The sequence below is a fragment of the Mesorhizobium bavaricum genome (genome assembly GCF_056781655.1).
In genome coordinates this window covers 776,319-800,949 of the sequence record NZ_CM165566.1, presented here as the reverse complement: position 1 = coordinate 800,949, position 24,631 = coordinate 776,319, and the positions used below count along the sequence as shown (strand labels likewise).

The following is a 24,631-nucleotide window of genomic DNA, read 5'->3' as shown; positions in this document are numbered from 1 at the left end:
CGCAATTGTCAATCTCCAGGGCAATTGCTTGCGCCCGTCGGCATATAGGCGGCTAGGGATTTTCTCCGTCCACGATATCTGCGTCGACAATGAAGCGCCGTTGCGGTTCCGAAAGGCGGCACGTTCTGCGGTCCCGAAGGTTTATCTCCCGGTGCAAACCCTTTAAGGGATCGCAAAAAGGAGTGCTGCATGACACCGAAAGCGGTTTTCTGGGATATGGACGGCACGCTGGTCGACAGCGAACCGCTGCACGAGGCCGCCTTGGTGTCGGCGATGCGCAATGCCGGCCTCGTGCCGCCGGCCGACCTGCATGAGCGGGTGCTCGGTGTCGCTGCCTGGCCGGTCTATGAGATGATGCGCAACGAGTTCGGCCTGGATCTGCCGTTCGACGACTGGATCATCCGCAAATACGAGCATTATCTGCCGCTGGTCGAGAGCTTGCAGCCGCGTCCCGGCGCGATCGAGATATTCAACGAGCTGCGGGCAAGGGGCGTGGCGCAAGCCGTGGTGTCGAATTCGGACCGGATGATCGTCGACGCCAACCTGCGCATGGTCGGCCTGACCTATCCCGGCATGAAGACGATCAGCCGCAATGACGTGCGCGAGGGCAAGCCGCACGCCGAACCGTTCCTGCGCGCCGCGTATCTCGCTGGCGTCGATCCTGCACAATCCGTGGCCATCGACGACAGCTGGCCGGGCGCCATGGCGGGACTGGCGGCGGGCATGAAGACGATCTTCTGGCCGGAAAAGCCGATGCAAGGACCGTCCGGTGCTATCGTCGTCAACAGCGCCGAGGAGTTGCGGGCCGAGCTGATTTAGCTCGCCCTGGCGGCCCACTCGATCTCACCGCGATGCTTTTCGAAATGGGCCCTTGCCGGCTGCAAGCGTGATATTCTAGTACTAGAATATGCTGACCAACGCCGAGTTTGCCCTCATATCCCTGCTCGCCGAAAGACCGCTGCACGGCTACGCCATAGAGCAGATGGTCGAACAGCGCGGGATGCGTCACTGGACGGAGATCGGCTTTTCATCGATCTATTTTCTGCTGAAGAAGCTTGAGGCGCGGGGCCTGGTCGAGACTTTGGAAGCCGCGCCATCCAGCCGCCGAACGCCAAGGACCTACCGGCCCACGGAAGAAGGCGAGCGGGCGCATCGCGAAGAAGCGCGCCGGGCCCTCGCCGAACCCGATCGGCCGTTCTCGGCGCTTCCCCTCGGACTTGCAAATTGGCCGGCGCTGCCGCCGGAGGAGGCCATTGCGGCCTTACACGCGCGGCGTGATGCCCTCGACATCCGGCTGAACGAGCTCAACGCCAGAAGGCAGGCGCAGGAGCCGCTGCCGACCTTCGTGCGCGCCATGTTCGACTACAGCACCACGATGATCGCGGCCGAGCGCAACTGGCTGGCTGAAACCATCCCCCTGCTCGCGGAGACATCCATGGAAAAGATCGATCTCAAGAAACGGTACAAAGTGCTCTACAGCGGCTCTGTCGGAGAGTTCACCGTCATCGACGTGCCCCCGCTCAACTATTTCATGATCGACGGCTTCGGCGATCCCAATGTGGAGCCGCAATACAAGGAGGCCGTCGAGGCGCTTTACGCGGCCTCCTATACACTCAAGTTCATGAGCAGGGATGCCCTGGGCAAGGACTATGTCGTGCCGCCATTGGAAGGATTGTGGTGGGCCGAAGACTACGGCCACTTCCTGTCAGGCCGGAAGGATCGGTGGTCGTGGACGATGATGATCATGGTGCCGGATTTCATTGAACAGGCTATGGCAGGGAAGGCCGTCATCCAGGCACGGGAAAAGAAAGGGCTGCCGGCATTGTCGAAACTGCGCTTCGCGCGGCTCGAGGAAGGAAGGGCCATACAGACCCTGCATATCGGTTCCTATGCCGACGAAGGGCCAATACTTCAAAGGCTGCACGAGGAGTTCATCCCGGCAAACGGCTTGGTCGAAGCCGGGCTTCACCACGAGATCTACCTAGGCGACCCGCGCAAGACACCGGCCGAGAAGCTCAAGACCCTGCTTCGTCAGCCTGTGCGGCCTGCCACCTGACAGAAAGTGAGAGGGTCTGCGAAGCAGACCGGCAAGGGCTGATGTGGCCGGTCGAATTCTCTACCGGAAAATCAGTTGCGGTAGACCGGCTCCTGCTCGTCGAGGATCGCCTTCAACTCGCTGAGATGACGTTCGGCCTGGCCGGGATAGTCGTCCATCTCGCTTGCCGCCTTCTCGGCGATCGCGTCGGACAGCGTGCGCAGCGGGCGGCCGGTCCACAGCGCCTTGATGTATGTCTCGGCGGCGCGCTCGAAATAGAACATGCGGTTGAAGGCGTCGGCGACGCTATCGCCGATGACCAGCACGCCGTGATTGCCCATCACCATCACCTTGACCTTGGGATCGACGAGAAGCTGCGAGCAGCGTTCGCCCTCTTCCTCGAAGGCCAGCCCGCCATAATGGGCGTCGACGACATGGCGGTTGAAGAACATCGCCGAATTCTGATCGATCGGTGGCAAGGTCGAGTCGGCCAGCGACGCCAGCACCGTGGCATGGACCGAATGGACATGCATGACGCAGCGCGCGTGGCGGACATTGCGATGGATGGCTCCGTGCAGCCCCCACGCCGTCGGATCGGGCGCGTCGGGGCCGGAAAGCGTGTCTGGATCGTTGGCGTCGATCAGCAGCAGGTCGCTCGCCTTGATGCGCGAGAAATGCACCTGGTTGGGGTTCATCAGGAACCGGGTGCCGTCGTCGTTGACCGCCAGCGAGAAATGATTGGCCACCGCCTCGTGCATGTTGAGCCGCGCCGTCCAGCGAAAGGCACAAGCGAGATCGACGCGCTCTTCATAGAAGGGCAGGTTGGTCAGCATTTCCTTTTGCAGGCGGGCGATGCTCATCGAGGACACTCCGTGAAAGAGTGGAGAATGCCGCGCCCGGCTTGGGCTCGCAACCGCTTTCGCTTGGTGCAGAGACCGACGCCGGACGCCGAGGTTCTTGCCTACGCCGCCGTGCTGGTAGCGGTGCCGGCCCGCAAGCCGCCATGCTCGACGATGAAATCGATCACCTCCTGCAGCCCCTTGCCGCGCGACAGGTCGGTGAAGCCGAACGGCCGCTTGCCGCGCATGCGGCCGGCGTCGCTCTCCATGACATCGAGATTGACGTTCACATAGGGTGCCAGATCGCTCTTGTTGATGACAAGGAAATCGGAGCGGGTGATCGCCGGCCCGCCCTTGCGCGGGATTTCCTCGCCCTGGCAGACCGAGATGACATAGAGCGTCAGGTCGGCCAGATCAGGCGAGAAGGTAGCGGCGAGGTTGTCGCCACCAGATTCGATGAAGACGATGTCGAGATCCGGGAACTTCTTGTTCATCTCGGCGATCGCCTGCAGGTTGATCGAGGCGTCCTCGCGGATGGCGGTGTGTGGGCAGCCGCCGGTCTCGACACCCATGATGCGATCCTCGGGCAGCGCCTGCAGCCTCGCCAGCATCATGGCGTCTTCCTTGGTGTAGATGTCGTTGGTCACCACGGCGATCGAGAACTCGTTGCGCAGCGCCTTGCACAGCTTTTCGGTCAGCGTCGTCTTGCCGGAACCGACCGGGCCGCCAATGCCGACGCGCAGCGGGCCATTTGTCTGTGTCATGCGGGAAACTCCGTGATGGCGAGGATGGCAAAGCCGAGCCCGATCAGCAGGCACAGCGGCGAGTAATAGCTGAGGTCGAGCCGCGCGAAAGGCTGTTCCGGCGCCAGCCGGCGCCACCATGGCGTGAAGCCGGCAATGCCGCGTCCCAGGAACACCAGCCCGATGAGCAGCGAGGTGGCGGCGAGGCCTTGCCTGGGAAAGGGCGAGGCAAAGACACCTTCCAACGCCAGCGGCCACAGCGTCGCCAGGCACAGGCACGCCGCAACCGCGAAACTGGCAAACGGCGCCGGCATTTCATCGACGCCGCGAAAGCCGACGACGGCGCGTGCACAGGAGGCCGCATCCCGACCCGGCCAGATGCCGCCAATACCCCAATAGACATGCAGCGCGGTGATCAGCAGCAGGACAAAGGATAGCGCAAAGGCGAGAAAAATCATGAACGGAACAATCGCGAATACTGGGTTTCGTGCTTCATCGCCATGACGTCGGAGACAAGGGCGCAGCCGCCGAGATCGTCCAATGTCGAGCGCGCGGCGCGGTCGGCGGTCGACAAGGCCAGCGGCTCGAAGCCGGCAAGCAGCGCGGTCGCTCCGCTCTGACCGACGACGCCGAGCCGGATCGCCGCCTGGACGAGGTTGGAGAAGAAGGCTTGCAGGAAGGCTGACTGCGCGTCCTGAAGCGCGATGCCGTTGCCGCCGGCAATGGTGCCGACGGTGACGCAATAGGCGCATTCGGCCGGCAAGCGCTCCAGCACAGGGTTGGGCCAGGCCGCTGCCGCCTTCAGGAAGGCCGCACCTTGCAGCATGGTTTCCGTATGCCGTTCGCGCGATCCGGCCAGAGCCTCGGCGAGCGCCGCAATCTCGTCGAGATCACCGTCGTTGCGCGCGCGGCGCCAGCTCTCGGCGAACAGCACGGCGTCGTTCCAGCCCGAGCCCATCTCGACCAGCGTTTCCAGCCAGCCGGCGAGGGTTTTCGCATCGGTAATCAGCCCGTCATGCACCGCGCGTTCGAGACCATGGCTGTAGGAAAAGCCGCCGACCGGAAAGGCCGGCGACAGCCACGCCATCAGCCGCAAGAGCGCGATGTTCGATGGCTGGTCAATCATGATCGTGGTGGTGGCCAGCGTGACTGTGCGAATGGGAATGCGACTCGCTATGGCTGTGCGCTTCGCCGTGGCTGTGTGCGTGCGCCTCCGCATGGGCGTGACCATGATCGTGGCCGTGCCCACCGCCATGGCCGGAGTAGGCGCCGCGTACCGGCCGGAACGGCTCCGAGACGTCAGTCACCGCAGCGCCGAGCCCTTCCAGCATCGCCTTGATGACATGGTCGCGCAGGATGAGGATGCGCCCGGCCTCGATGCTCGCGGCGAGATGACGGTTGCCGATGTGCCAGGCGAGCTCGGCCAGATGCACGCCATCGCGGGCGCGGATGTCGTAAACTTCTTCCGGTGCGGCGATGATCTCGATATGGCCGCCATCCTCCAGCACCAGGCGATCGCCATCGTTCAGCGAGACAGGCTCGGGCAGGTCGACCAGCACCTTGCTGCCGTCGGCAAGTTCGATGGCCCGGCGGCGCAGATGCCGCTCGTCATGGGCGAGAACGGCACGGCCGGGCGGCGCCGTGGCTCCGGCCTTGCCGGCGCTCAGCACCGAGACGGCGCGCGGGAATTTGGTGAAGTCGGTGTTGAGGTTGAGCTTCATTTCATGGAACCTCCGTTGGCTTGCGCCCTCGCGCGGGCGGGCCGCGCCAGCACGCGGTCGAAATAGGCGCTGACGCGCCCGGATTCGATCGGGAACCGCCCGGCGCGGGCCCAGCCGCCCATATCGCCGAGCAGCACGTCGACCGCCGAAAACCGGTCGCCCAGCGCAAACGGCCGGTCGCCAAGCCGCCGCTCGAGCGCCTTGAGCTCCGAGGCGAAGTCGTAAGCCGCGGCGGGGCCGACATCGACCCGCACCTCCTTCGGCAGCAGGAAGCGATGGCGCAGCTTGTTCCACAATGGCGCTTCGAATTCCGATTGGGCGAAATGCATCCAGGAATCCATCTCTGCACGCCCGGCGAGACCCGGATCGGCGCCCATGCCCTTGTCCGCATGCTTGTCGGCGAGATAGACGCAGATCGCCGCCGAATCCGTCACCGTGAGATCGCCATCGATCAGGATCGGCACCTTGCCCGAGGGGTTGAGCGCATAGGCTTCCGGCGAGCGCAGCTTGACCTCGACGAATTCATAGGGCTGCCCGAGTTCCTCGAGCATCCAGAGAACGCGACTGACCCGGGATCCACGCGATCCGACCGCCTTGTACATGCGCAAAACCTGCCTTTCCCCGGAAGCCTAGACCATCCTTCACATCATCCCAATGCCGCTCAGACGATCGTGTCGAAGAGCCGCAGGATGAACGATATCTGATAGACGAGCGCCGCCGCGACGAAAGCGATGTGGAAGCGGCGATCGCGCACCATGATCGCGGCTATGCAAAGCGCGACGAAGACCGGCGTGCGGAACAGGTACTCGTTGCCGAAGCGGGCGAAATGCTCCGGTCCCTTGAGCAGCGTGTCGACCACGTCGAGCAGATAGGTCGCCGCCAGCAGGCCGAAGAACCAGGCCCGGCGCGAATAGAAGAAATCCTCGTAGCTGGTGTAGTCCAGCATCGAATCCGGAAACAAAAGCGCCCAGAGCAGGAACAGCGTGATCGCGTAGAAGATGATGAAAAGGTACTTGCCGAAGGTCCACGACTCGATGGCGTAGAGGCCGAACTCCCACCACCAGAAATGCACCAACATCAGAAGCACCGAGCCGACCCAGGCCAGATGCACGGGATAGAGTTTGTACTGGCCGGGATGCTGAACGATGCGCGCCAGCCCCGACAACAGGCGGGTGACGCCAAGCCCGATCACCATGCCCATGACGATGCGGATATGCGGGAAGATGTCGTGCGCGGAGGCGATCTCGGTGGCCATGCTTGATCACAACGGAGCTGTTCGTCGGCCGCATATTGCTGCGTCCCACCGGGGGCCGCAACGGATATCGCGCCGGTCGGCCCGCTAGCCAATTTCGCATCAGAACAGAAAATACCTCTGCGCCATCGGCAGCACGGTTGCTGGCTCGCAGGTCAGCAGTTCGCCGTCGGCGCGGACCTCGTAGGTCTCGGGATCGATCTCGACATTGGGCATGGCGTCGTTGAGCACCATCGAATGCTTGCCGATGCCGCCGCGGGTGTTTTCGACCGCGACGAACTGCTTGTCGACGCCGAGCCTGCCATGCAGCCCCGACTCCAGTGCTGCCTTGGAGACGAAGGTCACCGACGAGTTGGTCCGGGCCTTGCCATAGGCACCGAACATCGGCCGGTAGTGCATCGGCTGCGGCGTCGGGATCGAGGCATTGGGATCGCCCATCGGTGCGGCGGCGATCATGCCGCCGATCAGCACCATGTCCGGCTTGACGCCGAAGAAGGCCGGGTTCCACAGCACCAGGTCGGCGCGTTTTCCCACCGCGATCGAGCCGATGTCCTTCGACAGCCCATGCGCGATGGCTGGATTGATGGTGTATTTGGCGATGTAGCGGCGGACGCGGAAATTGTCGTTGTTGCCGGTTTCCTGCGGCAGCGAGCCGCGCTGGCGCTTCATCTTGTCGGCGGTCTGCCAGGTCCGGATCGCCACCTCGCCGACGCGGCCCATGGCCTGAGAGTCCGACGAGATGATCGAGAAGGCGCCGATGTCGTGCAGGATGTCTTCCGCCGCGATGGTCTCCTTGCGGATGCGGCTTTCGGCAAAGGCGATGTCCTCGGGGATCGACGGCGACAGGTGGTGGCAGACCATCAGCATGTCGAGGTGCTCCGACAGCGTGTTGACCGTGTAGGGCCGTGTCGGATTGGTCGAGGACGGGATGACGTTGGGCAGGCCACAGACCTTGATGATGTCAGGCGCATGGCCGCCGCCGGCGCCCTCAGTGTGGAAGGCGTGAATGGTGCGGCCCTTGATCGCCGCAACCGTGTTTTCGACAAAGCCGGATTCGTTCAGCGTGTCGGTGTGGATCATCACCTGCACGTCGTAGTCGTCGGCGACCGACAGGCAGCAGTCGATGGCCGCCGGCGTGGTGCCCCAGTCCTCGTGCAGCTTCAGCGAACAGGCGCCGCCCAGCACCATTTCTTCCAGCGCGGCCGGCAGCGACGCGTTGCCCTTGCCCGACAGGCCGATGTTCATCGGGAAGGCATCGAAGGACTGGATCATGCGGGCCATGTGCCAAGGCCCCGGCGTGCAGGTCGTCGCCAGCGTGCCATGCGCCGGACCGGTACCGCCGCCGAGCATGGTGGTGATGCCGCTCATCAGCGCTTCCTCGATCTGCTGCGGGCAGATGAAGTGGATATGCGCGTCGAAGCCGCCGGCGGTCAGGATCTTGCCTTCGCCGGCGATGATCTCGGTGCCGGGGCCGATGATGATGGTGACGCCATCCTGCATGTCCGGATTGCCGGCCTTGCCGATCGCGGCGATGCGGCCGTCGCTCAGGCCGATATCGGCCTTGAAGATGCCGGCGCTGGCATCGACCACCAGCGCGTTGGTGATGACGGTATCGACCGCGCCTTGCGCGCGTGACACCTGACTCTGGCCCATTCCGTCACGGATAACCTTGCCACCGCCGAATTTCACCTCTTCGCCGTGAATGGTGAGATCCTTCTCGACCTCGATGAACAGTTCGGTGTCGGCAAGCCGCACCCTGTCGCCGACCGTCGGGCCATACATCTGCGCATAGGCGGCGCGGGTAATTCTGGCCATCAGCGATTGCTCCCGAAATGCGGCTTGCCAAAATGCGGTTTGCCAAAATGCCGTTGGATTGAAGCCCGGCTGCACATTGTCGCCATCCAATGGTCACGCAATGACCCGCTGGGCGACACCTTCTGATCCGATTTGGCGGTTGAGGTTAGGGGGTCACCCCAACACGACCGTTTGCCAAATCGATGGAAGGAAAATCCATGCGCAAAACAATATTGATGACCGCCGCCGCCACGCTGATGCTGGCGGGCGCCGCCAGTGCCCAGCAGCAGCCCGCTCCGGCCACGCCTGCTCCAGCCGCGCCCCAGGCTCAGCCGGCCGTGCCGACGATCCAGAGCGTTAAAATCGTCGACATCACCGAGCTGCCGAAGGACACCCAGACGCAGGTCAACCAGGTGATCGCTCAGCGCGGCGATGACGGCCTGCAGAAACTGCGCAACTCGATCGACGCCACGCCCAAGGTCAAGTCGGCGCTTGAAGCCAAGGGGCTCAGCTCGGCGCAGGTCGTCGCCGCCAGCATGGAGCCCAATGGCGCGCTGACCCTGATCACCAAGAAGGCGAGCTGACAAGGCGCTGCGGCGGGCCGGCGCCCGGTCCCGCCGCATCGGCAAGGGAACCGTGGCAGGGCTGGATTCGTTTGGCTGCGTGAGTGCTGAAACGAATCTCGAAAGTGAGCGATGACCATCACCACCTTGCCCGAAGGCCGATGGCTGCATGCCATTGCGGCGACTGCGTTTCTTGCGGCGAGCCTTCCCCAGGCGCTGAATGCGCAGGGACTTGAAAGCCCAGAGACCGTCAACCGCATCGTCGGCTCGCAGGTCAAGCAGGAAGAGGCCAACGCCACCGCCGAAGCCGGCAACGTCAACACCGCAATCGACCGGACGCGCCAAAACATCGGCACGGTGCGCAAGACGTCCAAGCTCGACAAGGTCGATATCGTGTTCCTCACCGATGCCGCGCGCAGCGAAGGCGGCCCGCCGCCAGTGATCGAGAGCAAGGTCAAACAGCATCAGGACGATATCGCGGAACTGCGCAAGGAGATCGAGGCCAACGCCCTGCTGTTCAACGCCATCGAGTCGCGGCGCGTGCTTGCGCAGGATATTCTCGCCGTCGAATTCGATGCTCCTGGAAAGATCGTAATCTACGCCGCAGCCAAGCCGTCGAACTAGAGCAGTTCCAGGAAAAGCGTGGAACGGCTTTCGGTCCGGAATAGCGTCAAAACAGAGAGATAGAACGGCTTGGCGGTTCCGTGAAACGGCGACCCACCCTAGGCCGAACGCGCCGCTTGTCGTTGCTTCAAAACCGCTCGACGCTTTTTGGCGACAGGCATGAGACACCATCGATCTCACAGCTTGCCCATCACCTTCTGCTGAAATCCATAGACCTCGCGCTTGCCGCCGAGCGGCACCAGCGTTACGTCACGTTCCTGGCCGGGCTCGAAGCGCATGGCCGTGCCGGCGGCGATATCGAGGCGCATGCCGTGCGCCCGGTCGCGGTCGAATTTCAGCCCCTCATTGGTCTCGATGAAATGGTAGTGGCTGCCGACCTGGATTGGCCGGTCACCACAGTTGGCCACTTTCAGGATGACGGTCGGCAGGCCCTTGTTGAGCTCGATGTCGCCGTCCCTGGTGATGACTTCGCCCGGAATCATCGTGCCTCACACGACGCCGAAGGCGAGGCCGACGCCGATCGCGGCGCAGGCCGCACCGGCGGTGCGGGCCAGGCCACGGAACCTGATGCCGAGGCCAAGGCCGGCGGCGATGCCGACGGCATGCAGCAACGCGGTGGTGATGGCAAAGCCGGCCATGTATTCGAGTCCACCGGCACTCTCAGGCACCTCGGTGCCATGGGCGTGGCCGTGGAACAGCGCGAACAGGGCGATGATGGCGACGCCGGCCGATACTGGCAGATCAACTGCTAGCGCCACCAGCAGCCCGAGCGCCACGACCGACGCCAATATGCCGGGTTCGACGAAGGGCAGTGGCATATGCAGCATGCCGAACGCGCCGCCAACCAGCATGACGCCGACGAAAGCCGCCGGCCAGGCCCAGATTGCCTTGCCGCCTTTCAGCGCCGCCCACAGGCCGACCGCGATCATCACCGTCATATGATCGAGGCCGGAGAGCGGGTGCATGAAGCCGGCCATGAAGGAGGAGGTCGTGCCGATACCGACATGGGCATAGGCCGGCATGGCGGCGGCCAGCAGCAGGATCGCCGACAGGCATAGGCGTTTGGCGGACATCATTCTATGTGCCTTTCGTTTGCTGTGTCGTGGTGTTCACGCGGCCTTGCGCGGACCACACCCTTCGACTTTGAGAACACGCTTGGTCGAAGCGGGATATTTCTTCAGCATCGCCGCCGGGCGGATCGGCCGCGCCGAAAAATTGCCGCCGCAATTGGGGCAGGTGCCGCCCAACACGTGTTCCACGCAGTCGGCGCAAAAGGTGCACTCGAAGGTACAGATCAGCGCGTCGGCCGCCTCGGGCGGCAGGTCCTTGTCGCAGCATTCGCAATTGGGGCGCAGCTCGAGCATCTTTTTCTCTCCTCACCGGACAGGTTCGTGCACGGTCACCAGCTTGGTGCCGTCGGGGAACGTCGCCTCGACCTGCACGTCATGGATCATCTCGGCGATGCCTTCCATCACCTGCGCGCGGGTGACGACATGGGCGCCGGCCTCCATCAGTTCGGCGACCGGGCGACCATCGCGGGCGCCCTCGACGACGAAATCGCTGATCAGCGCGATCGTTTCCGGATGATTGAGCTTGACGCCGCGTTCGAGCCGCTTGCGCGCCACGACCGCCGCCATGGCGATCAGCAGCTTGTCCTTTTCCCTCGGCGTCAGGTTCATGCGTTTCCCTGGACTGGCATAGACAGACTCACAGTGACCATAATTTAGGCAGCCCCGCCCTTCCGTTGAGCAATTCGACGAGAGGAACCAGCCGCTGGCGCAGCTGATAGCCGTCCCCGGCGTAGAGCCTCGCAAGAAGCTTGCCAGATTGCTTCACGCTCCAGACGCTGGCGCTGCCCTGGTCGCCGACGATCGCCAGAACCGGATCGAGCAGCGCCTCCGCCCGCGGCGACACCAGCAGCAGCGTCGCCATGGCTATCGCGCCACCGGCAACCACCGGGCGGTCGAGCATGGCCGCGATATCGGGTCCGATGCGGAAATCCTCGGCATGAATGAGTTCGCCATCCCTGCGGACACGCCAGCGGTCATGGAAATGGCCCTGTGTGGCGCGTTCGCCCATCGCCAGGCGGCCGAAGACGGTGGCCTCCAGCACCAGCGCCTCGGCGCCGACGGCAAGCTCGACGTCGAGCGTGCGGGCAAACGCTGCCCGGTCGAAGACGATGGTTTCCTGCGGCAACCAGGCGATGCGGCCGTTTTCGCCGACCGACAAATTGACCCGCACTTCGGCCCGGTCGGATGCGGCCTTGTAGATCTTCTCGCAGGCCTGGGTCGTGATCGACGCCGAAGCAGCCTCGCCGACGTCCACCTCCCAGCCGAGACGGTCGCCGCCGGTCATCCCGCCGGCGGTGTTGATCAGCACTGCCTCGAGCGGATCGGCCGAGACGGTCGGCATCCTTATTTTGGCGGCACCATCCTGATAGAGGCGCCGCAGGCGCGTGCGACCCTCGCCGACAGCACAGGAAAGCCGCGCCACGCCCGCAACCCGCTGCGTCGAAATCCTGCCATCTTCGATCGTATCCATGCCAGCACGTTAAGCACTCAGGCGGCTTTGTCGATATATGGCTCGATATAGCTTGTTGCTTGACAACGTTTCGGTTTCTATAGAGGGAACCACCTTGGTACGGTCATGCAGCGCTTGGCGGGGGTATAGAGCGAAGACGGCGGCTTGATGCCAGGAAAAAAAGGGGCGCTGCTCAATTGGCGTCGGGAAACGCGACATAGTGGGGAAGAAACCGAATGGCCGACCAGCTGGCAACGGATATCATCGCGAAGATCAAGGCCCATGCCGAGCCGGGCGGCGAGGAAATCACCGCCAACACTGAATTGACCTCGCTTGGTATCCATTCGCTCGAGCTGACGGAGATCATCTTCGATCTCGAGGAAGAATATGGCATCGAGATCGAAATGAACACGGTCGATGCCTGGAGCAATCTGAAGAATGTCGGCGACATGGTCGAAGCTGTTCGCGCGCTGATCGCGAAAAAAGCTTGAACTGAATGCGGCAGCGCGTCGTCATTACCGGCATGGGTGGCATTTGCGGGCTCGGCACCAACGCGCCCGCGATCTGGAACGAGATGCGCGCCGGCCGCTCGGCGATCGGCCAGATCACCAGTCCACAGCTGCATGACCTGAAGGTCAAGGTCGGCTGCGAAATCAAGACGCTCCCCGATCATGGCATCGAGCGCAAGCAATTGGTGTCGATGGACCGCTTCAGCCTGCTGGCGGTGATCGCGGCCAGGGAGGCCATGCAACAGTCCGGTCTGGTCTCGAACGAAGCCACCACCTATCGGATGGGGACTGTCGTCGGTGTTGGCGTCTGCGGCTGGGAGGCGATCGAGGAGAGCTATCGCGCCATCCTGGTCGAGGGCAAGAACCGCGCCGGCATCTTCACCGTGCCAAGGGTAATGCCCAGTGCGGCCTCCGGCCAGGTCAGCATGAGCCTCGGCCTGCGCGGCCCGGTTTTCGGCGTCACCTCGGCCTGCTCATCGTCCAATCACGCCATCGCCTCGGCGGTCGACCAGATCAGGCTCGGCCGCGCCGACGTGATGGTCGCCGGCGGTACCGATGCGCCGCTGGTCTGGGGTATCCTGAAGGGCTGGGAAGCGTTGCGGGTGCTGGCGCCCGATACTTGCCGGCCATTCTCGGCCGATCGCCAGGGCCTGTCGCTCGGTGAAGGCGCCGGCATGGCGGTGCTGGAAAGCTATGAGCATGCCATGGCGCGCGGCGCCACCATCCTTGCCGAAATAGCCGGCGCCGGCCTTTCCGCCGACGCGTCCGACATCGTCGCACCGACCATCGAAGGACCGACTGCCGCCATGCGTGCCTGCCTGGCCGACGCCGGGTTCAATCCCGAGGATGTCGACTACCTCAATGCCCATGGCACCGGCACCAAGGCCAACGACCAGATCGAGACGGCAGCGATCAAGCGCGTTTTCGGTGACCACGCCTACAGGCTGTCGGTGTCATCCACCAAATCGATGCATGCCCATTGCCTGGGCGCATCGGGCGCGCTGGAGATGATCGCCTGCGTGATGGCGATCCGTGAAGGCATTGTGCCGCCGACGGCCAATTTTCGCGAAGCCGACCCCGATTGCGATCTCGACGTCACACCGAATGTCGCGCGTGAACGCAAGGTGCGCGCCGCGATCAGCAATGGTTTCGCCTTCGGCGGCACCAATGCGGTGCTGGCCTTCAAGGCGGTTTGATCCCAAGGCAGGTCTTGACCTGCCCCGGGCGGTTACCAGTTATCGCGAGGGCGGTCGCGCCTGTCTCGAACCGCCCGATTGCATTGACTGTCCGTGCATGGCGAAACTGTCGCCGCCATATTGATCAGAAGCGGCCGCGCCCCTAATCCTTGCGGAACCCGCCAAAACCGCGTCGCCAGGCGCCAATCCCCCCATTCAGGAGTTTTCCATGGCCGACCTGTCCGCCTTTCCGATCGCAACGCGCTGGCCGGCCAGGCATCCGGACCAGATCCAGCTCTATTCGGCCACAACCCCGAACGGGGTGAAGATCTCGATCGCCCTGGAAGAACTCGGCCTTCCCTACGAGCCGCATCTGGTCAACATCAGCAAGAACGAGAGCTGGACGCCGGAATTCCTGTCGCTCAACCCCAACGGCAAGATACCAGCGATCATCGATCCGAACGGTCCGGACGGCAAGCCGATCGGCCTGTTCGAATCCGGTGCCATCCTGCTCTACCTCGCCGAAAAGACCGGCCTGCTCATCCCGGCGGACGCGGCGCGGCGCTACGAGACGATCCAATGGGTGTTCTTCCAGATGTCTTCGGTCGGACCGATGTTCGGCCAGGTCGGCTTTTTCCACAAATTCGCCGGCCGCGAAATCGCCGACAAGCGTCCGCTGGAGCGCTACCGCGATGAATCGCGGCGGCTGATCGGCGTGCTCGACGGCAGGCTGAAGGGCCGCAAATGGATCATGGGCAATGACTACACCATCGCCGATATCTCGCTGCTCGGCTGGGTGCGCAACCTGATCGGCTTCTACGAAGCGCGCGAACTGGTCGGCTTCGATGATTTCGCCAATGTCGGAGCGTGGCTGGAACGCGGTTTGGCGCGTCCGGCGGTGCAGAAGGGCCTGACCATCCCGGCGAAGGGCTGAGTTTAAAAACCAGCCAGGCCCTAATACGCGGCTACTTTGCCTTCGCCTTGGCTTTCGAACCGCCCTTGCCCATCATCGAGGCGGCATACGATGCAGCACCCCGCGCTGCCACGACGACGGCGCCGGCTGCTACATTGGCCGTGGCCTTGACCGTGCGCATGGCGCTGCCCGCCAGCGAATCGTTGGCGTTTGCCGGCTTTTTCGGCTTTGCGGTTCTAGGCGCGGCTTTCGCCGCCGCCGACACCACCTTCTTCGGCGGTGACTTGCCGAACGCCGGCTTGGCGTCCTTTGAACGCTCGGCGATCGCCGGACCGGCGCCTGCTTTCGACTGGGTCGCCTTGCCCTTGGCGGGCGCAGGCTTTCTTGCCTTTTGTGCCATCGGGTGGAATCCCTCTTCTGGCAGAATTGCCTTGTCGCGATAACGGCCTGAAAGTCTTAAGGTTCCCCTTGGAGAATCTTTAGAATCAAACGGAATCGCCGATCACCAGGTCGGCGGCCCGGCGGCGGGCAAGCACCCGGTCGATATTGGGCATGTCGTTGGAGGCGATCCAGGCGCGGGCATCCGCGTCGGAGCGGCCATGGCCGTGCCAGCGCTCGAGCAACCGGCGCTCGAGCTCGTCGCGCGGCACGTCGACGAAGATCGAGAAATCGAACAGCGGCGCCAGCCGCGACCACGGCTCCTCGTCGAGCAGCAGGTAATTGCCCTCGACCAGGATGAACTTGGTCTCGGTGGCGACGATCGCGGCGGCGGCGCGCGACAGCTCCATGCCGCGGTCGAAGACCGGGATGGCGATATCGGGTTCACCGGCCCGGATGCGCTTCAACAGGGTTTCGAAGCCGGCAAAGTCGAAGGTTTCCGGAGCACCCTTTCGTGAGCGCAGGCCGCGCTGGTTGAGCACGACGTCGTCATAGTGGAAGCCGTCCATCGGCACCACTTCCACCGCACCTTCGGGCAGCAGATCATGCAGGCTCGCCGACAGCGTCGACTTGCCGGCGCCCGGAGGACCGGCAATGGCGACGATGAAGCGCGGCGCCTTGCCGGCGCGCTTGAAGATGGTGGCGGCGAGATGGGCGATTTCGGACATGAGAGCCTCTCTCTGGCAGGAGCTTCAAATCCACCATGTTCCGCATGATGATTTCGGCCCCATCTTGGCGGCAGTTGGCGGAAATTTCAAATCCGCATTGATGCCGCGCACTCAGTCTGGAGCAGGCTGGCCGATGCGCAGGAAATCGCTGTCGAAGGGAACCTCCCAGGTCGAGCCGCCGGCTGCCAGCCGCATGCGGCCATTCGCCGTGGTGATCTCCCGCGGCGGCGCGCCGCCGGACAGGGGCATGGCGCCGATGACATGGCGGAAGGAGACGCTGCGGCCTTCGCCGAGCGCAAAGGCGGTCGCCACCCCTTCGCGCTTCAGCCAGTTGTCGCCGATCGACGCGGCATGGCCGACGGAAGCGCGGCCGTCCTCGATGCCGAGCACGCCGCGATGGCGGCCGCTCCAGGGCGCGTAGTCGCGCCCGCCATTGCTGAGCCACAGCATGGTGATCGGCAGTTCGGCCGGGTTCTTCAGCACCAGCACCAGATCGTCCTCGGCCTGGCGCGCCAGTGCCGTCCAGCCCGGCCCGCCATGGTCGGCCTCGACCAGTGTGACGAAATCCTCGCGACGGTCGCCCATGCGGTATTCCGTCAGGTCGAGCGTGCCGCCGCCGTTGGCGGGAAAATGACTGAGATCCGCGGACCGCGCCGGATAGGCCAGCATGAACCGGCCGCGTGACGGGTCGGGCTCCAGCGGATCGTCCAGCGTCGCGGCAAACCGTTTTGGCGAAAAAGCCAGCCTGCCGCCGCCCGTCATCGCCGTCATCGGGTGATGGGCGACCGAGATCGCACCATGGCCGCCGGAAAACACATGCTCCTGGTAGAGGAAGGGATGGCCGTCGCGCAGCGCCAGGATCTTGTCGACGGTCGCGCCCATCACTCTGTGCCGCAAGCGGAAGCTAGCCCGCCAGCCATCGTCTGTCGCAGCACTCTCGACGACATCCCAGGCGCTGTTGGCCGGCCAGCCATGCAGCGGCGCGTCCTCGACATCGCTGCGCGAAAACGGCGCGCAGAGGAAGTCGCCGGACAGGCGGACGGTGCCTTCGGGCAGGTCCTTCGGCAGCGTCTCGCGCGGCTCGTCGATCCAGGGTGCGCGATGCAGTGGCCGCAGTTGGCGCCCGTCGGCGTTGATGACCATGTCAGCGATGTGGCCGACCGTGAGATCGAGCGAGACCGAAATGCCTTTTGCCTTGATCGTGCTGGTATCCATTGCGCTCTCACCGATTCTCGGCGCATGACCCCGAAAATCGGAATCGATTTTCGGAAAGGATCCTGCGCAAAATCAAAACGTTACAGCGTCCTTTGCGCGTCCGAAAGGACGCGCGGCGCTGTAATGGCGCAAACAGAACCCGTTCGGCGCCGCTTGCGCAAGCACCGCAATCGGCATTTTGCATCAGGGCTCGCTTCGACCCTGGCCGCGCCTGCTACTGACGCTTGTATTCCCGCACCGGCGACTTGGTGCCGTCGGTATAGGTGACCTGCACCGACATCGACGTCACGCTGTCGGCGACCTTGAAATAGGGCTGGTAGTCGTAAGGGATGGAATATGGATCCTTCTTGTCGCAAGGTGGTATCTTGAGCGACTTGTCGAGCGCGGCGCCGTTCAGGCTGTAATGCACCTCCTTGATGGCGCAGCGGTAGGACAACATCTGGGTGAAATAGACCAGGCCGTGATTGCCGCTGGCGTCGAAGGCGATCCACGAGGTCCAGAACTGGTCGAGGATCTGCTTGTCGCCTTGCTGCAGGGCCGTCTCGGGGTCGAAGCGGATGTCGAACGGCCCGGTCTCGCGGCCCCTGATGTCGAGATATTTGACGGCGATGATGCCGGCCACGGTGCTGCCGGACAGCTCGAAACTCGGATTGGGCATCGGCTTGCCGGTGGTCTGGTCGTTGACCGCCAGGAAGCCGGTGTCGGTGAACGGACCGCTGTCGCCCATGCGCCAGGAGATGGCGGTCGCCGGTTCCGGCAGCGAGATGGTCATCGACCAGCCCTGGTTGGAGCGCATCGGCGTCAGCGTCGGCACGAAGCGGGAGGGGTCGAGCACGTCGCCGAGGGCTGCCAGCCGGCTGCGGCTGCGGTCCAGCCAGTCGGCGAGCTGGGTCTGGTCGACGAAATATTTGAGCAGCCCGCCGTCCTTTTCGTAAGACAGGAACCTGGTCAGCGCCTTGGCCTCGTTGCGCTTGTCGGCCAGGGTCTGAGCGCCGAGGCGGTCCTCCGAAAACTCCTGCGCCAAAAGGAAATAGGCCGGTGCGAAATCCGCATTGGCCGCCAGGAAGGCATTGAGCTTGTCGAGGCGCTGGGTGTCGTCGAACTGCAGGATATGCACCAGCTTGATCGACAGCGCCTTGCCCTTGTCGGAAAGCGCGCCGAACACTTCGCGGGCGCCGGCCTTGCCGTCCTGGACCCTGAGCAGCGTGGCAAAGCGCGTATAGGGGTCGATGGCGTCGACATCGAAGCCGGCAAAGGCGAGATAGGCGCGCCGCGCATTGAGCATGTCGCCGGACAGCTCGTAGACGCGGGCATTGTGATAGAACTCGTCCGGTCGCTTCGGCTCGGCGATCGCCCCGCCTTGCGCGGCAAGGGCGGCAAAGCCCTTGGCGATGGTGTCGATCGAGGCGGCGATCTGCTCGGTCGTCGCCTGCAGCTTTTCGGTCTGGGCCTGCTGCTGCGCCTGGCCGGCGGCCAGCGTCTCGGTCTGCTTCTTCACCTCTTCGGCGGTCTTCTGCACTTGTGCCGTCTGCTGCGTCTGCTGCTGCTGGGTCGACGCGATCTCCTCGGTCTTCTTCGCCACCGTGTCGGTCGACTGCTTGACCGCTTCGACCGTCTTTTGCGTTTGCGTGACGGTCTGCTCGATCCTGGCCACCTTCTCCGAGACGATGCCCATCGACTGCTGCAGCCCGGCGATGGCTGGCACCAGACTGGCGATCACCCCGTTCTGCGAGTTGGTCTGCTGTTGCAGGCCGTAGACGCCGCCGGCGACGGCCGCCGCGCTGGTGGCGAACACCAGCGCCGGCAGCGCCTTGGCCGCCAGCACCAGCCTGAGCACGATGGCAATGGCGATGATGACCGCCGCGACCGAGGCGACCAGCGCGATATAGGCGGCGAACGGCGCCAGCGGATTGAGGATGTCGGAAGCCGCGCCGCCGACAAAGGCGATGCTGCCGGCCCATTTGCCGGTGCGGCTGAGTGATGCCTTGATAAGCGACGGCGCTGCGCCGCCCGCCCCGATATTCGTCATGCCCAAGCCCCCCAGCTATCAGATACCACGCCCCTTCCCACAGGAAACGCGGCTTTGGCAAGGGAAGACAGGAAACAGGCGATTTCGCGGCGGGGCAAACCTGGGGATGCACGACAATCCTGGGTATGACCGCCATTAACCTGTTGGACGCAGCTGGCGGGTTACGTTAGCTTCGCCTCATCTCAGCAACAGCATGACCAGAACAGTCCAGCCCTTGTCCAGACCGCGTCCCCTTCCGCTCATCCAGAAGCTTTTCGCGGCGCTTGCCCTGCTGGTGCTGCCCCTGCTGGCGCTGCTTGCCGGCTGTACGACCGTGACGCCGCCGGATGCCGTGCTGGCCGTGCCGGCGGCGCCGCAGAAATATGCCGCGATCGTCGTCGATGCCAAGACCGGCAAGCAGCTGTTCGAGGTCAATTCGACGGCGCAGCGCTATCCGGCGTCGCTGACCAAGATGATGACGCTGTATTTGCTGTTCGAGGCGCTGGAGACCGGCCGCGTCACCAAGGAGACGCAGATCCCGGTGTCCGGCCATGCCGCCTCGCAGCCGCCGACCAAGATGCGTTTCCGGCGCGGCGAGACCATCGACGTCGATTCGGCGATCCGCGCCATTGTCGTCAGGTCGGCCAACGACGTGGCGGTGGCGGTCGGCGAATATCTCGGCGGCTCGGAGGAGCAGTTCGCCGGCATGATGACCGCCAAGGCGCGCCAGATCGGCATGACCAGCACCGTGTTCCGCAACGCGTCGGGCCTGCCCGACGCCGACCAGCACACCTCGGCGCGCGACATGGCGGTGCTCGGCATGGCGCTGCATTCCCGCTTCCCGCAGCAGTTCCACTATTTCTCCGAAAGCGATTTCATGTTCCGCGGCAGGCTGGTGCGCGGCCACAACGACATGCTCGGCCGCGTGCGCGGCGTCGACGGCATCAAGACCGGCTACATCAGGGCCTCCGGCTTCAACATCGTCACCTCCTACAATGCCGACGGCCGCCAGCTGATCGTCGTGGTGATGGGCGCCGACAGCGCCCGCCAGCGCAACGACCATGTCGAGGCGCTGATCCAGCGCAGCCTGTCGCCTGATATGGCAGACACCAGGACAAGGCTGATGTTCGCTCAGCAGTGAGGAGTGGTCCGCAGAGCGGACAAAAAGCCAATTGCTTGGCTTTTTGAACGACGAACGCCCTGAGCCTGCGAAGGGCGAGCTGCCTGTGGTAAGGATCGCGCCCGGCTGCCCCTGGCGGATTGCAAAGTGAGGGCAGTTATGCTACTGTTTTAGCCATGGTGCTGATTTGCGCCATCGACCCGCCGCAAGGCGGGTTTTTGTTTCCGTTGCCGTCCTTCCCCGGGAGCCATCCCGCTTTCTTCGCGGAGGCTTCGGCCAATCTCGAATGTCTCCGATGGTCCGCGGCCCGCGAACCGCCGCCGGCTGCGGCCCGCCTCTCCCGATCATCACAACCACTTGTACGCGATGCGAAATCCGCCGTGACGGTGGATAAGCTCTCTTCTATTGGCGTATCGTCTCAATCCAGCACCATTGCAGGAGCCCGCACCATGAGCACCGTTCCGAAAGCGCCGCCCGAACAGGCGGCAGACAATCAGCACGATGGCGGCGGCGAATATTTCGAGGCGCCGACCACCGACGAGCTCGAGGCCGAACAGGGTTCGGACGAGCATCTCGAAACGCCCGATGTGCCGGACTCGGAACCATCAGGGCCCGGCGGCCACCGTGGCAAGCCGAAGAAAAAACCATCGGCGATCTCAGGCCGAAAATTCCGCAAGCGCGACCTCGTCCGTATCGACACCTTGCGCCCGAGCCTCGCCGACCGCATCCGCGCCGATCATCCGGACCTGCCGGCCGGCGCCCGCATCAGCCGCGCCGAGCTAGGCCGCTACCGCATGCGCTACATGGAGGAGCTGCTCCAGCAGGAGCACGGCGAATTCTCCGAGCTCGACCGCCAGGTGGTCGAATCGATCGCCAGGCAGGACACCATTTCCGAAAACAGCGAGGAGGAGTTCGAGGAGCACCGCACGTTTGCCGACCGCGTCTCCGACAACATGGCGGCCTTCGGCGGCAGCTGGTGGTTCCTGATCTCGTTCGGCAGCGTGCTTCTGGTGTGGATCGGCATCAACCTGCTCGAGGGCACGGTGAGCGCCTTCGACCCCTATCCCTTCATCCTGCTCAACCTCTTGCTCTCCTGCATTGCCGCCATCCAGGCGCCGATCATCATGATGAGCCAGAAGCGGCAGGAGACCAAGGACCGCCTGCGCTCCTTCAACGACTACCGGGTCAACCTCAAGGCCGAGCTGGAAGTGCGCCACCTGCACGAAAAGCTCGACTACCTCATCTCGCGCCAATGGCAGCGGCTGGCCGAAATGCAGCAGATGCAGCTCGACGCCATGCATGAACTGACCGGCGCCAAGAAGCCAAAGCGGGTGCCACGCAGGAGGCAGGCAGGTGAGGCGCGGTCCGCGTAGCGGACGAAAAGCCAATTGCTTGGCTTTTCGAGCAACGATCGGTGAAGTCCCGGTCCGCCTTCGGGCGGATCAGGAGGTCCAGTGGACCCTTTGAAGGGGCTGAACGCCCGAAGGGCAGGGAGCCTGCGAAGGGCCGGGCGCGGCGCGACCCTCACAGCCGCTAACCTGGACGCACCGAGCCAGGTCGCACCGCCAATCGCCAATTGCCCGTTGAAGCCCGCCCCGGCTTCCGCTAAGAAGCCGTGACTTGCCGGTTCACCGGCTGGTTCGTTTTCCGGATCGCCGATCCTGAAAGCACCCGTAGCTCAGCTGGATAGAGCGCTGCCCTCCGAAGGCAGAGGTCACAGGTTCGAATCCTGTCGGGTGCGCCAGACCTCCAAGGTCCGTTCCGGGCACATAGTTTACTATACCGCAGACATGGGTAACACTTTTGGCCCAAAGCGGGCATCGGGCCCAGCGCCCACCTTACCCCTGCATCACCCCCCGCAGCCACCCCACAATCGCCTCGAAATTAATCGCCTTCGTCGTATCAACCTCAAACAGCGGTCCGCGCCGCAGCGGCTCGGCGCGTTTGGCCAGTTCGATCAGTTCGGGGATGTAGGCGGCACCGGGATGGCCGGGGAGGCGCTGGTCGAGGCGGGCGCGGTAGCGTTCGGCCAGGACGTCGCCGGGGGCGTGGCACCAGATCTCGAAGGTCTCTTCGACGCCGGCCCGGCGCAAATGGTCCTCGAGCACCTGGCGCGGCTGGAAGCCGAACCAGGCATCGACGACGAAAATGCTGCCCGAAGGCGCTTCCGCGACGACCGACCAGATGGCCTGGTAGCTGGCGCGGCCGAGCGTGCGGTTGAACGCGCGATCGCCGCCGCCGAGCACTTCAAGGAACGGGTTCTTGATCGTGTCCAGCGCCAGCAAGGGCCAGCCCATGCGCTCTGTGATGCCGCGCGAGACCGTGCTCTTGCCGCTGGCGGGGATGCCGTTGACGAGCACGGCGCGCCGGCCGCGATCGGGACGGGGCCGGGCGGATGGCAAAGAGACCGGCGACACTCGGGGCGACGCCTGGGGCGACACCTGGCTGGCTAGCGCCTGTGCCGCCATCGCCTGCAGGCCGGCGCCGATGACGCCGGCGTCGTCGCCGAGCTGCGCCGGCTCCACCGGGCACTGGAACCAGGCAGCGAGAGCGGGGGCCCTGGCAAGTGCCCTGTGCGCCGCCTGGCCAAGTCCGCCGCCGAGCAGCACCAGGTCGGGGGCGAACATGGCGACCGCCGTGTCGATCGCCGCCCTGAACGGCCTGGCCCAGGCATCCAGTATGCCGCGCGCGACAGCGTCGCCGCCGGCATCCCGGGCGAAAAGCTGATCGATAGAAACGTCGGGACCGAGGCCGGCGCGGGCGATGTGGCGGCCAAGTGCTGTGCCGGAGCTGGTGGTTTCGACGCAGCCGCGCCGGCCGCAGATGCAAGGCTCGCCGTTGACGTCGACGCCGATATGGCCGAGCTGGCCCGCCGTCGCCTTGCCGCGCACGATCTTCCTGTGCTGGACGACGGCGCCGCCAATGCCGGTGCCGATGGTGAACATGACGATGTTGTCATGGCCTTTGGCGGCGCCCCGCGCCATCTCGGCAATCAGCGCCATGTTGCAGTCATTGTCGATGACGACGGGCTTGCCGGCCATGCCTTCCAGCCGTTGCGCGAGCGCGACCGATGCGAGGTCGACATAGCCTCCGGACAGCACCGCGCCGCGCCGCGCATCGACGCGCCCGGGCACGCCGACGCCGATGGCCGTCACGTCGCGGGCATCGAGCTGGCGCACCATGTCGGCGATCCGGCCGAGCACCAGCTCCGGGTCGGGCGCGCTCTTCTCGGACAGGCGCCTGAGGATTTCGCCCGTGCTGGAAATGTGGGCGGCGCGCAAATTGGTGCCGCCGATATCGATCCCAATGGCCATCGAACTATCTTGCGGTTTGACCATGATCTTTTCCGAAAACCGGTTCCCACTTTTCGGGATCATGGTCGAGGCATGACGTCCCGTACTTGTCTGGCCTTGCTCCAAGGTATGTCGAGAGTCAGGTCAGGCCGAGTCGAGAATGATGGCTTCCGAGAACCGGAGCGGAGCGTACTTGTTGTACGTGAGCACCGGAGGCGCGGGAAACCGCCATTCGCAGGCCGGCATCACCTGAATACCGACAACAGCTAGGCCGCCTTGCGGCGATAGTTTCCGATCACCGCCTGAAGCTCGCGCAATCTCGACACGGCGATGGTCCTGAGCTTTTCACGCTGAATGTCACGGTCGAGCGAGATGCAGTCCTTCCACAGCGAGCGGCCGGCGATGACACCCGAGGCGCCGTTCTTCATGGCGATTTCGACCTGGCCGAGGAACGTCGCGTGGTTGACGCCGGCCGACAGCACCGCCCACGGCACCTCGCCGGCCATGCTGGTGATCCTGGCGCAGGCTTCCGGCGTGCCTGGATAGGGAAGCTTGAGCACCTTTGCCCCGCAGTCCAGGGAAATCCTTGTGCCCTCCTCGACCAGCGACGGAATTTTGGCCGTATAGTCCTCCAGGCTTTCGCCATCGAGTTGATAGGTCAGGAACTCGACGACGAGCAGCAGGTCCTCCTTGCCGAAATCGGCAATGCACTGGCGCAGGATGGCGATGTTGTGCTCGTTCGCCTCGGGCTTGTCGGCACGCAGATAGACCATGATCTTGCCGCCGGTGCCGCCCAGTTCGCGCACCCGGCGCGCGTCGATGCCGGGGACGAGACGCGACAGCCGGTAGCCGGCGGGCGAGACGTCGAAGCCGGAGGCGTCGAGGCCGATGAGCAGGGCCGTATCGCGGTTCAGGACCCCTTCGTCGACAACGCGCGGCACCGCGCAGAGCGGGTCGAGCAGCACGCAGGATGCCTGGCTGGCGAGGTATCGCGTGATGTCGGCCTTGGTGTCGCCCAGCATGTCGTTGGTGATCCTGGCCTGGTCTTCGGGGTCCGACGCCAGCAAGGTCCGCATGCCGCCGCGCTGGTCACAGGCGATGGCCATCATTGCCCCGTCCTTGCCGCAGATCTGCTGGTAGCCGCGCAACTCCGCCGTCGTCATCTTTGTCATGGTGTTTTGTCCGATGTTGGCGCCCATTC

The 24,631-nt window shown here is 64.3% G+C and carries 28 protein-coding genes and 1 tRNA gene; 10 read left to right on the top strand and 19 right to left on the bottom strand.

Annotated features, from left to right (window positions below; genetic code table 11):
- Positions 1 to 189 precede the first annotated feature (189 nt).
- Positions 190 to 819 carry an HAD family hydrolase gene (locus tag AC1RZR_RS03835; RefSeq protein WP_477268236.1) on the top strand — a complete coding sequence of 210 codons (630 nt, stop codon included), beginning with the start codon at positions 190 to 192 and terminating at the stop codon, positions 817 to 819.
- 88 nt (positions 820 to 907) lie between these two features.
- On the top strand, positions 908 to 2,056 hold the full coding sequence (locus AC1RZR_RS03830) for a GyrI-like domain-containing protein (RefSeq protein ID WP_477268235.1): 1,149 nt from the start codon (positions 908 to 910) through the stop codon (positions 2,054 to 2,056).
- 71 nt (positions 2,057 to 2,127) lie between these two features.
- On the opposite strand, the gene AC1RZR_RS03825 is transcribed toward AC1RZR_RS03830, so the two are convergent.
- The 8 genes from AC1RZR_RS03825 to ureC form a co-directional block, all read right to left on the bottom strand.
- On the bottom strand, positions 2,128 to 2,895 hold the full coding sequence (locus AC1RZR_RS03825; protein ID WP_477268233.1) for a class II aldolase and adducin N-terminal domain-containing protein: 768 nt from the start codon (positions 2,893 to 2,895) through the stop codon (positions 2,128 to 2,130).
- Between the two features lie 101 nt (positions 2,896 to 2,996).
- The gene (ureG, locus tag AC1RZR_RS03820) at positions 2,997 to 3,638 is read right to left on the bottom strand and encodes an urease accessory protein UreG (RefSeq protein ID WP_477268231.1); all 642 of its coding nucleotides are present in this window, start codon (positions 3,636 to 3,638) and stop codon (positions 2,997 to 2,999) included.
- Positions 3,635 to 4,075: a DUF3995 domain-containing protein gene (locus AC1RZR_RS03815; protein WP_477268229.1), complete on the bottom strand. Its 441-nt coding sequence runs from the start codon at positions 4,073 to 4,075 to the stop codon at positions 3,635 to 3,637. The genes ureG and AC1RZR_RS03815 overlap by 4 nt, the downstream gene beginning before the upstream one ends.
- A complete protein-coding gene (locus AC1RZR_RS03810; RefSeq protein WP_481827686.1) occupies positions 4,072 to 4,743 on the bottom strand; it encodes an urease accessory protein UreF in 672 nt (223 codons plus the stop codon). Before AC1RZR_RS03810 ends, AC1RZR_RS03815 begins: the two co-directional genes overlap by 4 nt.
- On the bottom strand, positions 4,736 to 5,338 hold the full coding sequence (gene ureE / locus AC1RZR_RS03805) for an urease accessory protein UreE (protein WP_481827685.1): 603 nt from the start codon (positions 5,336 to 5,338) through the stop codon (positions 4,736 to 4,738). The genes AC1RZR_RS03810 and ureE overlap by 8 nt, the downstream gene beginning before the upstream one ends.
- A complete protein-coding gene (locus AC1RZR_RS03800; RefSeq protein ID WP_481827684.1) occupies positions 5,335 to 5,940 on the bottom strand; it encodes a glutathione S-transferase family protein in 606 nt (201 codons plus the stop codon). Before AC1RZR_RS03800 ends, ureE begins: the two co-directional genes overlap by 4 nt.
- Before the next feature lie 59 nt (positions 5,941 to 5,999).
- Positions 6,000 to 6,593, bottom strand: a complete 594-nt coding sequence (locus AC1RZR_RS03795; RefSeq protein ID WP_481827683.1) for a hypothetical protein — start codon at positions 6,591 to 6,593, stop codon at positions 6,000 to 6,002.
- A 99-nt stretch (positions 6,594 to 6,692) separates the two neighbouring features.
- Entirely contained in the window at positions 6,693 to 8,405 is a 1,713-nt protein-coding gene (gene ureC, locus AC1RZR_RS03790; protein ID WP_481827682.1) for an urease subunit alpha, read from the bottom strand.
- Between the two features lie 197 nt (positions 8,406 to 8,602).
- Here ureC and AC1RZR_RS03785 point away from each other — a divergent pair, with 197 nt between their 5' ends.
- Both AC1RZR_RS03785 and AC1RZR_RS03780 read left to right on the top strand, forming a co-directional pair.
- The gene (locus AC1RZR_RS03785; protein ID WP_481827681.1) at positions 8,603 to 8,968 is read left to right on the top strand and encodes a hypothetical protein; all 366 of its coding nucleotides are present in this window, start codon (positions 8,603 to 8,605) and stop codon (positions 8,966 to 8,968) included.
- A gap of 111 nt (positions 8,969 to 9,079) precedes the next feature.
- Complete coding sequence (locus tag AC1RZR_RS03780; RefSeq protein ID WP_481827680.1) at positions 9,080 to 9,571, top strand: hypothetical protein; 492 nt, start codon at positions 9,080 to 9,082, stop codon at positions 9,569 to 9,571.
- A 176-nt stretch (positions 9,572 to 9,747) separates the two neighbouring features.
- Here the strand turns inward: AC1RZR_RS03780 and AC1RZR_RS03775 are convergent, their stop codons facing one another.
- From AC1RZR_RS03775 to AC1RZR_RS03755, 5 genes are read right to left on the bottom strand one after another with little or no spacing between them, the layout of a single operon-like run.
- Positions 9,748 to 10,053 (bottom strand): urease subunit beta, encoded by a 306-nt coding sequence (locus AC1RZR_RS03775; RefSeq protein ID WP_477268214.1) that lies wholly within the window; start codon positions 10,051 to 10,053, stop codon positions 9,748 to 9,750.
- 6 nt (positions 10,054 to 10,059) lie between these two features.
- A complete protein-coding gene (locus AC1RZR_RS03770; RefSeq protein WP_481827679.1) occupies positions 10,060 to 10,647 on the bottom strand; it encodes a HupE/UreJ family protein in 588 nt (195 codons plus the stop codon).
- A gap of 33 nt (positions 10,648 to 10,680) precedes the next feature.
- Complete coding sequence (locus tag AC1RZR_RS03765; protein WP_481827678.1) at positions 10,681 to 10,935, bottom strand: DUF1272 domain-containing protein; 255 nt, start codon at positions 10,933 to 10,935, stop codon at positions 10,681 to 10,683.
- Positions 10,936 to 10,947: 12 nt separating this feature from the next.
- Positions 10,948 to 11,250: an urease subunit gamma gene (locus tag AC1RZR_RS03760; protein WP_477268208.1), complete on the bottom strand. Its 303-nt coding sequence runs from the start codon at positions 11,248 to 11,250 to the stop codon at positions 10,948 to 10,950.
- A 28-nt stretch (positions 11,251 to 11,278) separates the two neighbouring features.
- Positions 11,279 to 12,112, bottom strand: a complete 834-nt coding sequence (locus AC1RZR_RS03755; protein ID WP_481827677.1) for an urease accessory protein UreD — start codon at positions 12,110 to 12,112, stop codon at positions 11,279 to 11,281.
- Between the two features lie 215 nt (positions 12,113 to 12,327).
- On the opposite strand from AC1RZR_RS03755, the gene AC1RZR_RS03750 reads away from it, so the two are divergent.
- From AC1RZR_RS03750 to AC1RZR_RS03740, 3 genes are all read left to right on the top strand, one after another.
- Positions 12,328 to 12,582 (top strand): acyl carrier protein, encoded by a 255-nt coding sequence (locus AC1RZR_RS03750; RefSeq protein ID WP_224665779.1) that lies wholly within the window; start codon positions 12,328 to 12,330, stop codon positions 12,580 to 12,582.
- Positions 12,583 to 12,587: 5 nt separating this feature from the next.
- On the top strand, positions 12,588 to 13,796 hold the full coding sequence (locus tag AC1RZR_RS03745; RefSeq protein WP_481827676.1) for a beta-ketoacyl-[acyl-carrier-protein] synthase family protein: 1,209 nt from the start codon (positions 12,588 to 12,590) through the stop codon (positions 13,794 to 13,796).
- A gap of 208 nt (positions 13,797 to 14,004) precedes the next feature.
- Positions 14,005 to 14,709, top strand: coding sequence for a glutathione S-transferase family protein (locus AC1RZR_RS03740; RefSeq protein ID WP_477268201.1), 705 nt, complete (start codon positions 14,005 to 14,007; stop codon positions 14,707 to 14,709).
- A gap of 31 nt (positions 14,710 to 14,740) precedes the next feature.
- Here AC1RZR_RS03740 and AC1RZR_RS03735 read toward each other — a convergent pair whose 3' ends face one another.
- The 4 genes from AC1RZR_RS03735 to AC1RZR_RS03720 all read right to left on the bottom strand — a co-directional run bounded on the left by AC1RZR_RS03735 (position 14,741) and on the right by AC1RZR_RS03720 (position 19,038).
- Complete coding sequence (locus AC1RZR_RS03735) at positions 14,741 to 15,088, bottom strand: hypothetical protein (protein ID WP_477268199.1); 348 nt, start codon at positions 15,086 to 15,088, stop codon at positions 14,741 to 14,743.
- 85 nt (positions 15,089 to 15,173) lie between these two features.
- Positions 15,174 to 15,794, bottom strand: coding sequence for a nucleoside triphosphate hydrolase (locus AC1RZR_RS03730; RefSeq protein ID WP_481827675.1), 621 nt, complete (start codon positions 15,792 to 15,794; stop codon positions 15,174 to 15,176).
- Positions 15,795 to 15,905: 111 nt separating this feature from the next.
- On the bottom strand, positions 15,906 to 17,009 hold the full coding sequence (locus tag AC1RZR_RS03725) for a hypothetical protein (protein WP_481827674.1): 1,104 nt from the start codon (positions 17,007 to 17,009) through the stop codon (positions 15,906 to 15,908).
- Positions 17,010 to 17,223: 214 nt separating this feature from the next.
- Positions 17,224 to 19,038, bottom strand: coding sequence for a methyl-accepting chemotaxis protein (locus tag AC1RZR_RS03720; protein WP_481827673.1), 1,815 nt, complete (start codon positions 19,036 to 19,038; stop codon positions 17,224 to 17,226).
- Between the two features lie 193 nt (positions 19,039 to 19,231).
- On the opposite strand from AC1RZR_RS03720, the gene AC1RZR_RS03715 reads away from it, so the two are divergent.
- The 3 genes from AC1RZR_RS03715 to AC1RZR_RS03705 all read left to right on the top strand — a co-directional run bounded on the left by AC1RZR_RS03715 (position 19,232) and on the right by AC1RZR_RS03705 (position 21,881).
- Positions 19,232 to 20,158, top strand: a complete 927-nt coding sequence (locus tag AC1RZR_RS03715) for a D-alanyl-D-alanine carboxypeptidase family protein (RefSeq protein WP_481827672.1) — start codon at positions 19,232 to 19,234, stop codon at positions 20,156 to 20,158.
- Between the two features lie 428 nt (positions 20,159 to 20,586).
- Entirely contained in the window at positions 20,587 to 21,510 is a 924-nt protein-coding gene (locus tag AC1RZR_RS03710; RefSeq protein WP_481827671.1) for a DUF1003 domain-containing protein, read from the top strand.
- A 294-nt stretch (positions 21,511 to 21,804) separates the two neighbouring features.
- Positions 21,805 to 21,881: transfer RNA gene (locus tag AC1RZR_RS03705), tRNA-Arg, on the top strand.
- A gap of 94 nt (positions 21,882 to 21,975) precedes the next feature.
- Here the strand turns inward: AC1RZR_RS03705 and AC1RZR_RS03700 are convergent.
- Complete coding sequence (locus AC1RZR_RS03700) at positions 21,976 to 23,475, bottom strand: ROK family protein (protein WP_481827670.1); 1,500 nt, start codon at positions 23,473 to 23,475, stop codon at positions 21,976 to 21,978.
- 221 nt (positions 23,476 to 23,696) lie between these two features.
- Positions 23,697 to 24,602, bottom strand: coding sequence for a tagatose-bisphosphate aldolase (locus tag AC1RZR_RS03695; protein WP_477268185.1), 906 nt, complete (start codon positions 24,600 to 24,602; stop codon positions 23,697 to 23,699).
- Between the last annotated feature and the right edge of the window lie 29 nt (positions 24,603 to 24,631).